The organism is Verrucomicrobium spinosum DSM 4136 = JCM 18804, from assembly GCF_000172155.1.
Taxonomy (GTDB): Bacteria; Verrucomicrobiota; Verrucomicrobiia; order Verrucomicrobiales; family Verrucomicrobiaceae; genus Verrucomicrobium; species Verrucomicrobium spinosum.
Window position 1 is genome coordinate 2,998,982 of sequence record NZ_ABIZ01000001.1, and the last position, 15,551, is coordinate 3,014,532.

Genomic DNA, 15,551 nt, shown 5'->3' on the forward strand with positions numbered 1-15,551 from the left:
TCCAACAAACGGGTCAGTGGAACAGACGCTGCGACCGGTGCGGGCCGCCACGCTAAGGCTGGGGCTTGGGAGGGCTCTCGGTTACGCCCAGGCTTTCCACCCATTTTGCTTCCATAAGAGAGTCGATGTAGGGCACCAAGATGGGTTGCTTGTAGATGCCAGCGGCTCTGCCCAGCCATTCGTTGCCCTCGCCCTTCTTGCCTTCCTGATAAGCAAAGGCAGCCTTGCTGTAGTAGTAAGCAGGGGTGTCATCCATGAAGGTGAAGTTCTTCGCGATCTCTTGAGCCCCCGACACGTCCCCCTGTTTGAGCCGGCAGACAAGCACCTTGAACTGGCTCAGATGACGCACCTCAAGCTTGAGTTTGGGATAGTCGGTCAGCAGTTTGGAGAACCCTGCCTCGGCTTCCGGATACTTTCCTTCCACGTAGTCCAGTTCGACCAGATTAAACTTGGGCTCGAAAGCTTCCGGGCTCAAGGAACGCGCTTTTTCAAAGTTCTCCCGCGCCTTGGGGATGTCCCGCATGGCGGTGAAAATACTGCCGCGGACATTGGGAATGAGGGGGCTGCTGGGTTGGAGCAACTCTGCCTCATCGAGCTTCTGGAGGGCGTCAAAATTCTTTTGCGTGGCGTGCAACCCCTGAGCTTCGCGGATCAGATTGAAGAAACGGGCGTCTTCCGGGGTGGGAGCTTCGTTTTCCGCCTGGGGCGCAGCTTTGTCGCTGTCCTTCCCGTGGGCTATGGGTGCGGTCAATCCACTGGCAAGGAACAGCAGAGCGAGTAGGGAGGGGATTCGGGGGGCCATAGTGGAAACGTGTTGCGGGTGGCTTGAAGGGGTAGTTTGCCCTTCGGTAGCAGGCCTGCAACGAAGTTTCCGGGGCAATTGGGAAGGCTCAGGACTTTGCAGGGCAAAAAAAAGCGCACCCTGAGACAGAGTGCGCTGTGGTAAGGTCGATGTGGGTAGATCGCTGTCCTCTACCTCAGTACACGTCGCGACGGTAGCGCTTGCTGGCCTTCAGGTTGTCCATGTAGGCGTTCACTTCCTCCGGGGATTTGCCGCCCTCTGTGGCGACGATCTCGCGAAGCGCGTTGTCCACGTCCACGGCCATGCGGGCGGCATCACCGCATACGTAGAAGATGGCCCCCTGCTCCAGCCAGGCGAAGAGTTCCTTGCCCTGCTCCAGCATCTTGTGCTGCACATACAGCTTCTGGACCTGATCGCGGGAGAAGGCGGTGTCCAGGCGGGTCAGCGTCCCGTCAGCCAGATAGGCCTCGAACTCGGACTCGTAGAAGAAGCAGGTGGCGCGGTTGATTTCACCGAAGAACAACCAGGCTTTGCCCTTGGCACCTGTGGCCTGGCGTTCCTGGAGGAAGGACCGGAAGGGGGCGATGCCGGTGCCTGGTCCCACCATGATGATGGGCGTTTCATCTTCCGGGGCGGGGAGGCGGAAACCTGCGCCCGATTTGATGAAGGTGGGCAGAGGGGTGCTCTCGTCGATCCGGTCCGCCAGGAAGGTGGAGCACACCCCACCCCGCATGCGGCCGTGGCTCTCATAGCGGACGGTCGCCACGGTGAGATGCACCTGCTCAGGATTGGCGGCGAGGCTGGAGGAGATGGAGTAGAGACGGATGTTGAGCTTACGCAGCAGGCCAGTCAGCTCTGCGGGCTCGAATTTAGCCGTTGGGTTTTCCTGAAGGATATCCAGCACATCACTGCCCCAGAGATAATTCTTGAGGTCCTCTTTGCGCTCGGGAGTGGTCAGGGAGAGCAGCTCACTGTTGCCTGCTTTTTCGGCCACGGCCTTAAGGATCTTGCTGTCCACTTCCGTGACGGAGTAGATCTCGATCAGCGCCTGACGGACGGTTGTTTCGCCGCCTTTTGGGTGGGGCACGGTTTCAGCGCCACTAAACCCCTGCACCTGCAGGATAAGGTCCACCAAGGCTGGGTCATTCGTGGGCAGCACTGCCAGGGAATCACCGGGGAGGAACTCCATCCCGGAGCCGGTCAGGTCAATTTCGTAGTGACGCGTGTTCTTGGATGCACCGGGGCCGGTCAGGTCATAGGCACGCTTGAGGCGCGCGATGAACGGATTCTTGACGTTGTAAGCGGGCTTGTTCGTTGCGGCAGTGCTCATGTGTTCGGTGCGTAGCAGATGGAAAGAGGGCGGTCAAACTAGGGGGGCGAAGGGGGCTGTCAACCCGATGGGATATCTTCCTTTGGCTCAATCTGGGGCTAGAGAAGCAAAACCCTCGCCAATGCAGGTGGCAGTTATAGGTTTGACGAGTGTTCAAATGAACTGTAACCTTGGCGCATGAACGAAGCCGCTCACGCGCAGATAACCCGTCCTCGTGGTCGTGGTGCCGGCGATAATCCTGACCAGAGATTCACCCAGCTTCATGTGAGCTATGAGGAAGGGGAGGCCCCCTCAAAGGTGACCACGAAGTTCTTCGTGGATCATTCCCAGAGCATCATCACCACCAACAACAGTCCGGATCTGGGCTTCGGCGGGAGCATCAATCCGTACCGGGGCTGTGAACATGGCTGCGCCTATTGTTACGCGCGGCCCACGCATGAGTATCTGGGCTTCAGCGCCGGACTGGACTTTGAGTCGCGCATCATGGTCAAACCGGACGCTCCAGGATTGCTCCGCTCAGCTCTGATGCGTCCCAAATACGAACCTGACCGACTGGCCATGAGTGGGGTGACGGACTGCTACCAGCCGGTGGAGCGGAGCATGAAGATCACCCGGGGCTGTCTGGAAGTGCTGGCGGAGTGTCGTCACCCAGTGGTGTTGATCACCAAGAATCATCTGGTCACCCGGGACATCGATTTGCTGGCCAAGCTGGCTGCTGATCAGGCCGCAGCGGTGTATCTCTCGATCACCTCTCTGGATCCCAAGCTCGCTCATGTGCTGGAACCAAGAGCCTCCTCGCCCGCCATGCGTCTGCAGGCCATGCGAACCTTGCACGAGGCGGGGGTGCCGGTCGGAGTCTCGGCCGCGCCGATGATCCCCGGGTTGAACGATCATGAGCTGCCTGCTATCATTGAGGCGGCGGCGGACGCCGGGGCGAGCTTCGCCAGCTATACGGTGGTGCGGCTTCCCTTCGCAGTGAAGAACGTGTTTGCAGATTGGCTGGATGAGCACGTTCCCGGGCAAAGGGAAAAGGTGCTGGGCAGAATTGAGGAATCGCAGGGGCGAACCTTGTCGCACCCGGAATTCGGCAAACGTTTAAAAGGGGTCGGCGTGTGGGCGGATCAGATCGCCCAGGTGTTTCAAGTCAGCCTGAGAAGAAGCGGTATTGCGCAGAAAAGGCCGCCGGTGCTCAGCGTGGCGGCCTTCCGCAGGCCAGTGGTGCGTGGGGCACAGATGGAACTCCAGTTTTGACGGGATTCACAAGATTTTTGAAGATTAACAAGATGGTGGCTTTGGCCGGACTCGTGATCAGTTTGAGTCGGCGGACTCTTTGGACTGAGACTTGTCTTTGCCTCCCTCGGTCTCGATGGAGATGGTTTTGGTGCCCTTGTTGACCTTGATGAGAGCGGGAAGGCGGGCCACCCGGTTGTCCTTGACGTTCAGCGCCCAGGCTTGAAGGGCGAGGTCTCCGTCAGGAAGGGCGGGGGCTTTCACGATGCCTTTCCAGGGGTACAACTGGGGCACGGTGAGATCCTCAAGGTTCGAGAACTCATAGTCGAGTCCGTAGATGCGCAGCCACTGGTGGGTCTGGGGTTGCATCAGACCGATGACCTTATCCCCCTGGGTGATGAGCACGAGATCGCTTGGGTGCTTGGTGCCGAATCGCGCATGGCCGGAAATTTCCAGCCCGCCGTCTTCAAGGAATTGTGAGGTCAGGACGTTCGCCTTGTCCTTGGGCAGGGGTTTCTTGTCCTTGGTGAAGGTGCTGAGATCAGGCGACTCCAGGATGCGAGTCTTGAAGAGTCCCTGGCTGCGAAGGATGTTCACAGCATCCAGGCAGTATTTGTAGTCCTTGCAGAGCACGTTCATCTCATCCCTGCTGAGCTGGAAGTGAGGCAGGAACATGGTGAGCCCCTTCGACTGCCAGCGGGCGCGGTGCCAGATTTCTGTGAGGTGAAGGGAGTAGCGCCAGGTGGGAATCTGAGCGGTGCAGAAGATGGCCAGCATCGCGGTGGCGATGATGGCGGGAGCATTGGAGGGAAGGATGCGCGCGGCCCAGTTCCCCGGATTTTGCCGTAGCCAAGTCACCCACTCGCGACTGTGCAGGTAGGCCAGGGCCATGGTCGCGATAGGCAGGAAGGAACTGATGACCAGGTAGCGGGTGGTGGTGGACCGGTGTTCCCCAATGTGGGCCCGCCCTTTGCTGATGGAGAGAGCCACCCCGATGACGTAGGCAGCGAGAGCCAGCCAGGGAAGAGCCTGCGGCCAGAGCCTGCGACCAGTTTTGGTGAAGACAGTCAGGGCTGCCACCATCAAAAACGCTGTGAGCACCCAAATCCCATAGAATACTGAGGAGTCCAAGGGGTGATCTTCAAACGGAGTGCGAGCGAAGGGGTTGCCCAGGAATCCGAGGAAGAAGCCTACGAACTTCTTGATGTTCTCCGCCGAGTTGAGGCTGATGCCGCCTTCCAGGGCGTAGTCGCCCGGCTTCAGATTGTAGGCGTGGAAGGCGACGTTGTAGAAGTTGCTGAAGTAGGAAACGATGGTGCCGGCGGCCACGGTAATCCAAATACCCCCCATGAGAATCCGGGTTTTCAGCGGGGCAAGATGGGGATGCAGGAGGATGAAAACGAGGATCACCGGCCAGAAGACCAAGCCATGGGAAAAGGAGTGGGTGGCCATCTCCGCCAGGAGCCATGCAGCGGCAAACAGCAGCCAGGGATGTTTGGCGGTTGCAGGGATGGTCGGTGCCGGGGAGTCTGGGGTAAAGGCATTGAGAATGGCTAGCAGACAGGGCACCGGAATGGCCATCCACATGGCGGCTCCCCAGAAGAGAATCTGGAAGAGCATCGGTGAAAAGATGAGCAGATTCGCGGCAAAGGCCATCGCCGCCACCCAGAGGCCGCGTCCCAGGGTCTTGCTCATGATCCGCCAGGTGAGCAGGCCGCTGACGAAGAACAGGAAGAACGTGAAGTAGTTCTCCCAGCGGAAGTCTCCGCCGCTCAAGTGGCTCAGGGTGAGGATGATGAGGCGAGGAATGACGATGCGGTGCTGGATCTGCGGCGCATAAAGGTCATGCCAGCTCAGGGTGCCGTTGTGCCACTTCTGTAGGAGAGGGGCATTTTCCCAAGTGTCCCAGCAGGCGATGTCCACGCTCTTTTCCCAGACGAGCAGGCCGGTGAAGAGGGCCGGCGTGAAAGCCAGGAAAAAGATCAGGACCCGTTTCCAGGAAAACGAGCGTCTGTTGTGGGCGGCGGGCTGGCTTTTGTCGAGGTTCATGTGAGCGTCGGGCCGATCCATAGCCGTGTATCAACTGGGTGCGAGAGTAAATCCATGAACAAAAGTTTAATTGATGCTGGCTGTGAGGAAAATAACCTCCGTTTGTCCCAGCACCTCCGGCAGGAATGGCAAATGAACCCGCGACCCACCACTCCTGGCATCCTTGGATGTCTTCCTTTGTTTTCTTGATGCTGGGAGGGGCTGCGGTCCCGCTTTTTGCAGCAGAGGGGACCAAGGTTCTCCAGTACAATCGGGACGTTCGCCCCATTCTGGCGGACCATTGCTTCAATTGCCACGGAGCGGACGAGCGGCAACGCAAGGGCAAGCTGCGCCTTGATGAGAGGGAAGGGGCATTGTCTGGCAAGGCCGTCGTTCCTGGTCATCCTGAGGCGAGTGAACTGATCAAGCGCATTCTCACAGAGGATCCGGAGGAGGTGATGCCTCCGCCCAAGTCCCACAACACGCTCACGGAGGCTGAAAAGGCCACTCTGAGGCGCTGGATCGAATCCGGGGCGGAGTACCAAAAGCATTGGGCGTTTATTCCCCCTCAGAAGGTCGAAGTACCCGCGCCCAAGACACTTCCATCTGGATGGGATGGTGCGGTGGACGGCTTTGTGCTGAAACAGTTGGAGGAGCATGGGATGACTCCGGCCGGGCCAGCGAATCGAGAAGCGTGGCTGCGCCGGGTGACTTTTGCCCTCACCGGGTTGCCTCCCGGGATCAAGGAAATGGACGCTTTCCTGGGTGACATCTCAGGAACGGAAGCCGATGCACGGGCCAAGGTGGTGGATCGCCTGCTGGGCTCACGTTCCTATGGCGAACATCTGGCAAAGGACTGGCTGGATGCGGCGCGCTATGCCGACAGCTATGGTCGTCATGAAGACGGGGACATGCTGGTGTGGCCCTGGCGGGACTGGGTGATCCGTTCCTTCAACAACAACCTTCCTTACGATCAGTTTGTCCTCGCTCAAACTGCAGGTGACCTCCTGCCGGGATCCACGCGGGATCAGAAGGTGGCCACTGCCTTCAACCGGCTGGCGCAGCAGTCCAACGAGAGTGGGAGCGATCCCGAGGAGTTTCGGCTGGATCAGGTGAGCGATCGGGTGCGGGCCAATGGTCTGGCCTTCATGGGGCTGACCATCGAGTGCGCCAAGTGCCACGACCACAAGTATGACCCCATCAGTCAACGGGAGTACTGGCAGATGGCGGCCTTCTTCGACAACATCGACGAGAACGGCGTGTACTCGCAGTTCTGTCCCAAGGCGACGCCTTCGCCCTCCCTGCTGCTGCCAGATGCCTCTCAGGAGGAGAAGCTGGTGGAGCTGCAGCATCAGATCGAGACGCGTGAGCATGCCCTGGAAGCCATGCGCAAGGAGGTGAGGCCTGCCTTTGAGAAACGGATCGCTGAAGAAGGTATCCCCGGGGCGTCCAAGTCCGGTCTCGTCAATAGCATCAAGGCGTTGTTTGGCCAGCGGGAGTTCAATCCCTGGACCCAACGGGCCAAGGCGCACTTCGACTTTGAACCCGAGTCCGTGGCCAGGCAGGACGGCGATCGGGTGCTGCTGAATCGTGAGGACAAGGCGAAGTCTGCACGGCTCCGCGTCAAGCTGGATCCGGTGGAGAAAGGCGCACGTGGCAAGGCCATGCTTATGAAGGGGGATGATGAAATAAACATCCCGCGCATGGGTGACTTCAAGGAGTATGACGCCTTCAGTTTCGCGGTCTGGCTCCAGCCGGGTGAGACGCGGGATCGGGCGACTGTGGTGGCCTGCTCGCGTGGCGGCAATGATGATGGGAGAGGCTACGAAGTGGTGCTCGAAAATGAGGTCCCTTCCTTCGCCCTGATGCACTTTTTCCCAGGAAACGAAATCCGCATTCGTGCCCGGACGTCTTTGCCGCTGAACCAGTGGAGTCATCTGGCCGTGACCTATGACGGCTCCAGCCGGGCTGAGGGCATGAAGATGTATATCAACGGGGAACTGGCCTCCGTGGAGGTGGTGCACGACCACCTGAAGCGGGACATCTCCCGCCGTGAGGAGTGGGGGGACATAGGCATCGACCAAGTGCGTTTCACCCTGGGCGGGCGTGAGCATGATTCGCCGCTCAAGAACTGCGGGGTGGACGAGTACTACGTGTTCGGTCGCGGCATCTCCGCGGGAGAAGTGAAGAATCTGGCCGGCGTGCCTTCTCAAGCTGCGGACTGGCTGGACTGGTGGCTGGCGCTCAAACACGATGGCTGGAAGACGGCCCAATCAGAGCTGAGGAAACTACGCGAGGCCCGGACGGCGGTGACCAACGAGGTGCTGGAGATCATGGTGATGCAGGAGTTGCCCGCGGCTCGGCCCGCTTTTGTGCGACTAAGGGGCGACCACCGCCAGAAAGGGGAGCCGGTGCAGCCGGACGTGCCGCAGCAGATCCTGCCGTGGCCGGAAGGGGCGCCGCGCAACCGGCTCGGCTTTGGCCAGTGGCTGGTGAGTCCGCAGCATCCGCTGGTTGCCAGGGTAGCGGTCAATCGCATCTGGCAGATGTTCTTTGGTCGCGGTCTGGTGGGCACGCCGGAGGATTTTGGGACACGCGGGGAACTTCCCTCTCACCCGGAGCTTCTCGACTGGCTGGCTTGCGACTTTCGTGAGCACGGCTGGGATGTGAAGCGGCTGTGCCGCATGATCGCCCTCTCAGGAACCTTTGGGCAGAGTGCCATTCCAGGGGATCCCATGCAATTGACTGCCGACCCCGCCAACAAATGGTTGGCTCGCGGGCCGGTGGTGCGTCTGGCCGGGGAGGAACTGCGAGATCAAGCGCTGGCCGCCAGCGGGCTCTTTGTGGACAAAGTGGGAGGCCCCAGTGTGTACCCTTATCTGCCGCTGGGGATCTATCGCGACAGCGGCTTGCAGCAGAACTACGTGGAGAGCCAGGGGGAGGGCTTGTATCGTCGCAGCCTCTACACCTTCTGGCGGCGCACGCTGGCACCACCGAATCTGGCGGCGTTTGATGCTCCCACGCGCGAGTTCTGTGTAATGCGTCGGGAGAAGACCAGCACCCCGGTGCAGGCCCTCGTGTTGCTGAATGATCCCCAGTACGTGGAGGCTCAGCGGGTGCTGGCGGCCCGGGTGTTGAAGGAAGCCGGGGATGATGATGCGGCGGCCTGTGCTACGGCCTTCCGGCTGCTGCTGGGCCGGCTGCCCACCGGGCAGGAGCAGGCTGTGCTTCTGTGTGTGCTGGGTGGCCACTCGGATCACTATCGGACCCACTTGGATGAAGCCAGGGCCTTCCTCCAGAACGGCCATCATGCGGCCGATGAACATCTCGAACCCGCACGAGTGGCAGCCATGGCCATGGTGGTGCGCACGCTCATGAGCCACGTGGAAGCCGTCAACCGTTGATCCCCATGACTGACAATTCCAAACTCACGCGGAGACAGATGCTGAGCCGGGCGGGCTGTGGTCTGGGCGGCCTGGCCTTTGCCAGCCTGTTGGGGGCCGCAGAATCGGGCGCAGGCCCGGGGCTCTCCAGTTTGCCCGGGCTGCCGCACTTCGCACCCAAGGCCAGGCGGGTCATTTTCCTCTTTATGAGCGGAGGGCCGTCGCATGTGGACAGCTTCGACAACAAGCCAGTGCTGCTGAAGCGCCAGGGGGACAGCCTGCCAGAGAGCTATCGCAAGGGGGCTCAGAAGCTGCCCGGCATGTCAGGCAATCAGACGCTCTTCCAGCTCAAAGGTTCCTCGTACCCGTTCAAGCAGTACGGCCAGAGCGGGGCCTGGGTGAGTGATGCCTTTCCCCACACGGCGAAGATGGTGGACGACCTCTGTTTCATCAAGTCGATGCATTCGGAATCGGTGAACCATGATCCGGCCATCACGTTTATCCAGACCGGCTCTCCGCTGGCAGGTCGCCCCAGCGTGGGCTCCTGGGTGCAATATGGGCTGGGGCGTGACAACCAGAACCTGCCGGCCTTCATCACCATGATCTCACGACGGCCCGTGGATCAGCCATTAAGTGCCAAGCTGTGGGGCAGTGGGTTCCTCCCGACGCAGTACGAAGGCGTGCAGTTTCGCGCTTCCAAGGATCCAGTGCTCTACCTGGGAGACCCGGCGGGGGTCAGCCGCGACACGACCAAGCGGGTGCTGGATGGTCTGAGGGATCTCCAGGCAGCTCAGCCGGGAGTAAGCTCCCAGGCCGCCACGGCTGCTGCGCTCGATGCCCGGTGGGCGGAGTACGAGATGGCCTTTCGCATGCAGTCCTCCATCCCAGAGGTGACAGACTTGAAAGGAGAACCCGATCACGTATTTGATCTCTACGGTCCCGATGCTCGCCATCCGGGGACTTTCGCTGCGAACTGCATTCAGGCCCGCCGTCTGGCCGAGCGCGGAGTGAAGTTCATCCAGCTCTTCCATCCAGGATGGGACCTGCACAGCAACATGGAGAAGGGCTTTCCAGTCCTGGCCCAGGAAGTGGACCAACCCTGCGCCGCACTCATCGCCGATCTCAAACAGCGCGACCTGCTGAAGGACACTCTGGTCATCTGGGGTGGGGAATTTGGACGCACCTGCTACCTACAGGGGCGTCTGGGCAAGATGGGACAGGGGGGCAGGGATCATCACCCCAACTGCTTCACCTTCTGGATGGCGGGAGGTGGCGCGAAGCCGGGGGTGACCTATGGGGAGACGGATGAACTGGGGCACGCCATTGTGCGGGACCCTGTGCATGTGCATGACTTCCATGCAACCCTCCTGCACCTGTTGGGTATTGATCACGAGCGGTTCACCTACCGCTTTCAGGGACGGGACTTCCGGCTTACGGATGTGTCGGGGAGTGTGGTGAAGCGGATTCTGGCATGATCGCGTCGCATTCTATGGACTTTTCCCAGTTGCATCCCGGGGCCGACGGTGGAGTATCCGCGCCGATGACCGAGTCCCCGGCACTGCCGAAGTTTTGTGTGGTGATACCCTGCTACAATGAGCAGGAGTCGATCCCTGTGCTCGTGGAGAAACTGACTCCAGTGCTGGAAGAGGGAACGGCTGGATCGTGGCAGATTTTGTTTGTGGACGATGGCAGCCGGGATGCCACCCCATCCATGATTTGGGATCTCCACGCGAAGGACCCCCGCTATCAGGGAATCCGGCTGAGCCGCAATTTCGGACACCAGCCCGCCGTGTGGACGGGCATCGTCAATGCCCGGGCTGAATGCATCGGCGTCATCGACTGCGATCTTCAAGACCCACCCGATGTGCTCATGCAGCTCTACCGGAGAGTGGTGGACGGCGGGGTGGACATCTGCGCCGGGGTGCGTGGAAAGCGCGAGGAGGCCCCCTGGTGGCTCTGCATTGCCTACAAGACCTTTTACCGCCTGATGGGCTGGCTGGCAGAGCATGACTACACCCTGGACAGCGGGGACTTCTGCGTGGTGAACCGCCGTGCGCACGCCGCCCTCTGCCGTCTGGGAGAAGCCGCTCCGGTCCACCGTGGACTGCGTTCCTGGGTGGGGTTCAAGCAAGACACCATCACCTACCTCCGCCCGCCGCGTCTTCACGGGCAGAGCAAATACAACCTGACCCGCCTCGCGGTGCTGGCGATCAACAACCTGGTGAACTTCAGCACTGCTCCCCTGCGTCTGGCCACGCTGGTGGGGCTGTTTATGGGGTTCATCACCTTGATGGCTGCCGGATTGTTCCTCCTGAACCGCATCTTTCCCAGCTTCTCGCTCTTCGGTTATTATGTGGGTGCCAACCCGGGTACGGCCACCTTGGTGCTCTACACTTCCTTCATCTCGGCCGCCCTCTTCTTCTGCCTGGGCATCATCGGGGAGTACCTGGCTGTGGTGATCAAAGAAGTGAAAAGGCGGCCGGTCACTGTCATTGCGGAAAAAACCGAGTGACGAGCTAATGCTTGCCGAGGGGCACCGGGGGTGCTTTGATCCGCGCTTCCTCGTACTATGGCATCAGAGATTGTCCCAGCCCCCGCCAAACGCAGCCGTGTCTGGTTTGAAACCGCATGGCCCTGGCTGAAGCGGATCGTGCCCTGGTTGCTGGTACTGCTGCCTGCGATTCTGCTCAATCGCCTGATTCACGAGCACAAGGTGAACATCCCGTTCCTGGATGACTGGATGTTCGTCCATATGGATGCCAAGCTCGCTGAGGGCACCCTCCGCTGGCAGGACTTCTTCATGGTGCAGATGGAGCACCGGATGGCGTTTGTCCGGGGGGTGATCATGCTGTTTCACCACTTCTTGCCCGGCAACTACACGGGGCAGATGTGGCTCAGTTGGGTATTGCTGGCCCTGACGCTGGTGAATGTGGGAATCCTCTTGCGCAAGACGACGGGGGTGCCTTTCCGGGTCTGGTGGCCGCTTCTGGCGCTGGCGAGTGTGGCGCTTTTTTCCCCGGTGCATTACCGGATCGTCCTGTGGGCCATGATGTTTCAGGTGATCTGCCCGGCCTTCTTCCTCTCCCTGGCGATGGTGCTCTTGCTCGCCCGGTGGCCCCTGTGGATCCGCTTCGTCGGGGCGGTCCTGTGTGCCCAGTGTGCCACCCAGTGTTTTGCCACGGGCATTTTGGTCTGGGTGCTGATGATCCCGATGATCCTGTGGTCCGGGGCGATCCCCAAGACGCAGAGCCGCTACATCTTCCTGATCGCCTGGATCGGGGTCTTTCTCGTGACCATGGGGCTTTATTTTCATGACCTGAAGAATGAGACGGATCCCCAATTCTCCTACAAGCAGGGGGAAGAGCAGACGATGGAGAGGAACTTCAGTTCCTTTTTTAAGAACCCGGGCAAGGGGCTGGAGTTTGTCGTACGGTTCCTCGGGTGCCATTTGGGGCGAGGCTGGAGCGTTTCTGTGATGGACGCATCCCTGTTGCTGGGGGGGCTTTCCTTGGGGCTGATCGTGGTGTTCTCCCTGTTGTGGTTGAAGAAATTCAGGGATGAAACGTTGAGGGAGCGTTTGCTGCCCTGGCTGCTTTTCGGAGGTTATTCGGTGGGGGCCGCTGTGCTCACGGCGGTGGGCCGGAGCTGGGCCTCCCAGTCAGGGGACAACGCCATCCATGCCCGGTACACCATTCACGCGGTGCCGCTGACGATCTCCCTGGTGGTGCTGGTGTGGATGATCTCCCGGGAGATCCGGCATCGCCGCCCGCAGTGGACCAAAGTGACGGTGCAGACCGTGACGGCGGGGGCCTACATGCTGGTGGTGATTCAGGCGGTGTCCTGGACCTTCGGCGAGCGCATGATGGCAGTCTGGGAATCTTCCCGACTGCGTGGAGCGGCCAATACCCTGTTCTTCAACACTGTGTACAACACCGAAGGCGATATCGCCGGGAACCGCGATCTGGCGCGCAAGGCCAACGAGCTGAATCTGCTCAATCCGCCGATGCTGAAGAATTCACGATTGGACAACTTCAGTCTGATGCCGCAGCTTTTGAACCAGAATACGGCTTTTTTCCGGTCGTGCCTGGTGCACTCTGTGGAAGGGGAGTCTAAGGCGGTGGTGGAGGGCTACGCCTGCCTCCCCAATCGTGTCCGGGTGGCAGATGCCGTGATCTTTACTTACAAGGACAAGAGCGATGGGCACTGGGAGATCTTTCACGTCTGCCAGGTGATGGGCATGCCTCTGTATCTCGTGGACCTGATGGCACGGGACCTTCAGTTTGTTCACACGCCGCCCGGCTCTCTGGAGCAGGAGGGGCTGGCGGGATTCCGGGGGAGTTTTTCCCTCCAGCAGCTTCCTCCAGGTGAACACAAGATCATGGCGTGGGCGTTGGATTACAAGAACCAGCGCGTCTATCCGATTTCCGGATACTTCGAGGTGGATACGGTCAAAAAGAGGGTCAAGAAGCTGGGCTCCGATCCCAAGGCGGTGAATTTGCAGTGGTTCATTGAGAAGGGGAAAGGCAACCCGAACTGGGAGCAGCTAAAATGATGATGGGGGCAAAACCGGCCCCAAATGGGGTGAAGGTTCTCCCCAGAAACCGTTGAAACTCCGATCACTGCTGCTAGGAAGACACCATGCGTATCCTGCTTGCTCTGGACAAGTTTAAAGGCTCCCTGTCCGCTCGTGAGGCGTCGGATGCCGTCCGTCGCGGGCTGGCTGCGGCCGGAGTGGAGGCAGAGATCTGCGCATGCCCCATCGCGGATGGCGGGGAAGGCTTTACAGAGGCCATCATGACCTGCGTGGGCGGGCATTGGCATGAAGCGCCCGTGCACGATGCCCGGGGGCGGGACAGGATCGCCCGATATGGCATCATCGACCGCAAGGGCCACACGGAAGCGGTCATGGAGATGAGCGCGGCTTCCGGGCTGGCCATCGTGAATGACCTGCCGCTGGATCCTGCTGTGGCGACCACGCGGGGCACGGGCGAAATGATGCTCCATGCTCTGGAGCAGGGGGTGAAGCGCATTTTGATCGGCATTGGCGGAAGCGCCACGAACGATGGCGGCACGGGCATGGCTTCGGCGCTGGGCGTCAGGTTTCTCGACTCTGACGAGGTGACGGTAGAGGACCTGCCGGGACAAATCGAAAAGGTGCGTCGGATTGCCAAGACGCATCGGCTGCCTGTGGACGTTGTCGTGGCCTGTGACGTGACCAATCCGCTGCTGGGCGAACACGGGTGCACGCATGTATATGGCCCGCAGAAGGGGGTAAAGGATCTGCCCTTCTTTGAGCAGCGGATGACCCGTCTGGCAGAGATGGTCCGCCGGGATCTGGGCTGCGACCACCAGAACGAGCCTGGTGCCGGAGCCGCAGGCGGCTTGGGATTTGGGCTGATGAGCTTCTGTGGAGCCCGCCTCCAGAGCGGATTTGACCTGGTGGCTGAGGTCACGGGCCTGAGAGAGCATATCCTGGAAGCGGACCTGGTCATCACTGGCGAGGGCAAACTGGATGCCCAGACCCTGCACGGCAAGGGGCCCCTGGGCGTGGCGGACCTGGCCCGCGAAGCCGGGAAGCGGGTGATCGGCGTGGGTGGCATCATTGATGACAGCCCTGAACTGCGCCGACGGTTTGACGGACTGGTGCAGGTGAAGCCCCCTGAAGTGCCCATTCCAGAAGCCATCCGCCGGGCCTCCGAACTCCTGGAACAGGCCATCACCAAGTGGGCCTCTCACTACGAATTTATGGCTCCTGTGTGAGTCGTTTCAATCATCCACTTTCTCGTTAGAGCTGTTGAATTTATGGGTAAAAAAGTTGTTCTGTTGTTCTCGGGCCAGGGTGCCCAGAAGGTTGGCATGGGCCAGGATCTGGCCGCTGCCTATCCCAAAGCCAAAGCCTTGATCGACCGTGCGGATGAGACGCTGGGTTTCAAGCTTTCCGAGGCGATGTTCCAGGGACCCATCGAGGAGCTTACTCGCACGTCCCGCTGTCAGCCCGCCCTGTACACTCATGGCCTGGCGGTGTTGGAAGTGTTGAAGGACCTGGTGCCTGATCTGGAAGTGGCCGCTTGTGCAGGCCTGTCCTTGGGGGAATTCACCGCCCATGCTGCGGCAGGCACATTCGATTTCGAAACCGGATTGAAGCTGGTCTATCAGCGCGGTTCCTTCATGGAAGAAGCCTGCGAGGAGACCAAGGGCGGCATGGCGGCCCTGATCGGGGGCGAGGAAAGTGCAGTGCGTGAACTCGCTGCAGAATGCGATGTGGATGTGGCCAACTTCAACTCTCCTGGGCAGATTGTGGTGAGTGGCACGGAGGAGGGCATCGCGAACGTGATCGCACGGGCCAAGGACAAAGGGATCCGCAAGGCTGTCCCGTTACCAGTTGCAGGAGCTTACCATTCACGTCTGATGAAGTCTGCTCAGGACAAGCTGGCCTCCGTTCTTCAGAGCACCTCTTTCAAGGTCACCGATATTCCTGTGGTGAGCAATTACGAGGCGGATGTGGTGACAAGTGAGATCGTGATCCGCTCCACTTTGGAGCGCCAGGTGACGGGCTCTGTGCGCTGGGTGGAATCCATGCAGCTCTTGCTCAAAGAGGGGCATGACCTCTTTTTGGAGCTGGGTCCGGGTGGGGTGCTGGGGGGCTTCATGGGTCGCATCCAGAAGGGCGTGAAGGTGATCTCGATTGAGGATGTGAAGGGCATCGAGGCGGCGGTGGCGGAGTTGAACGCCTGATTCTACAGGGGATAAGATTACGTTTTTGGGGCGGCGGCTTTCG

The 15,551-nt window shown here is 60.2% G+C and carries 10 protein-coding genes; 7 read left to right on the plus strand and 3 right to left on the minus strand.

Translation table 11 applies throughout. The annotated features are described in order from the left end of the window. Window positions 1-52: 52 nt before the first annotated feature. Together VSP_RS12180 and VSP_RS35105 are read right to left on the minus strand one after the other, a co-directional pair. Complete coding sequence (locus VSP_RS12180; protein WP_009960907.1) at window positions 53-802, minus strand: hypothetical protein; 750 nt, start codon at window positions 800-802, stop codon at window positions 53-55. A gap of 175 nt (window positions 803-977) precedes the next feature. After that, window positions 978-2,132 (minus strand): ferredoxin reductase domain-containing protein, encoded by a 1,155-nt coding sequence (locus tag VSP_RS35105; protein WP_009960908.1) that lies wholly within the window; start codon window positions 2,130-2,132, stop codon window positions 978-980. 177 nt (window positions 2,133-2,309) lie between these two features. Here VSP_RS35105 and VSP_RS12190 point away from each other — a divergent pair, with 177 nt between their 5' ends. After that, complete coding sequence (locus VSP_RS12190; RefSeq protein WP_009960909.1) at window positions 2,310-3,383, plus strand: PA0069 family radical SAM protein; 1,074 nt, start codon at window positions 2,310-2,312, stop codon at window positions 3,381-3,383. Window positions 3,384-3,440: 57 nt separating this feature from the next. On the opposite strand, the gene VSP_RS12195 is transcribed toward VSP_RS12190, so the two are convergent. Then, a complete protein-coding gene (locus VSP_RS12195) occupies window positions 3,441-5,411 on the minus strand; it encodes a hypothetical protein (RefSeq protein WP_156345543.1) in 1,971 nt (656 codons plus the stop codon). 167 nt (window positions 5,412-5,578) lie between these two features. Here VSP_RS12195 and VSP_RS35110 point away from each other — a divergent pair, with 167 nt between their 5' ends. The 6 genes from VSP_RS35110 to fabD all read left to right on the plus strand — a co-directional run bounded on the left by VSP_RS35110 (window position 5,579) and on the right by fabD (window position 15,508). Further along, window positions 5,579-8,794 (plus strand): DUF1553 domain-containing protein, encoded by a 3,216-nt coding sequence (locus VSP_RS35110; RefSeq protein ID WP_198141370.1) that lies wholly within the window; start codon window positions 5,579-5,581, stop codon window positions 8,792-8,794. 5 nt (window positions 8,795-8,799) lie between these two features. After that, the gene (locus VSP_RS12205) at window positions 8,800-10,248 is read left to right on the plus strand and encodes a DUF1501 domain-containing protein (protein ID WP_029190381.1); all 1,449 of its coding nucleotides are present in this window, start codon (window positions 8,800-8,802) and stop codon (window positions 10,246-10,248) included. A gap of 14 nt (window positions 10,249-10,262) precedes the next feature. Then, window positions 10,263-11,285 carry a glycosyltransferase family 2 protein gene (locus tag VSP_RS35115; RefSeq protein ID WP_009960914.1) on the plus strand — a complete coding sequence of 341 codons (1,023 nt, stop codon included), beginning with the start codon at window positions 10,263-10,265 and terminating at the stop codon, window positions 11,283-11,285. Between the two features lie 57 nt (window positions 11,286-11,342). Further along, window positions 11,343-13,325: a hypothetical protein gene (locus VSP_RS12215; protein ID WP_009960915.1), complete on the plus strand. Its 1,983-nt coding sequence runs from the start codon at window positions 11,343-11,345 to the stop codon at window positions 13,323-13,325. A gap of 86 nt (window positions 13,326-13,411) precedes the next feature. After that, window positions 13,412-14,533, plus strand: coding sequence for a glycerate kinase (locus VSP_RS12220; protein WP_009960916.1), 1,122 nt, complete (start codon window positions 13,412-13,414; stop codon window positions 14,531-14,533). 42 nt (window positions 14,534-14,575) lie between these two features. Further along, window positions 14,576-15,508 (plus strand): ACP S-malonyltransferase, encoded by a 933-nt coding sequence (gene fabD / locus VSP_RS12225; RefSeq protein WP_009960917.1) that lies wholly within the window; start codon window positions 14,576-14,578, stop codon window positions 15,506-15,508. Window positions 15,509-15,551 lie beyond the last annotated feature (43 nt).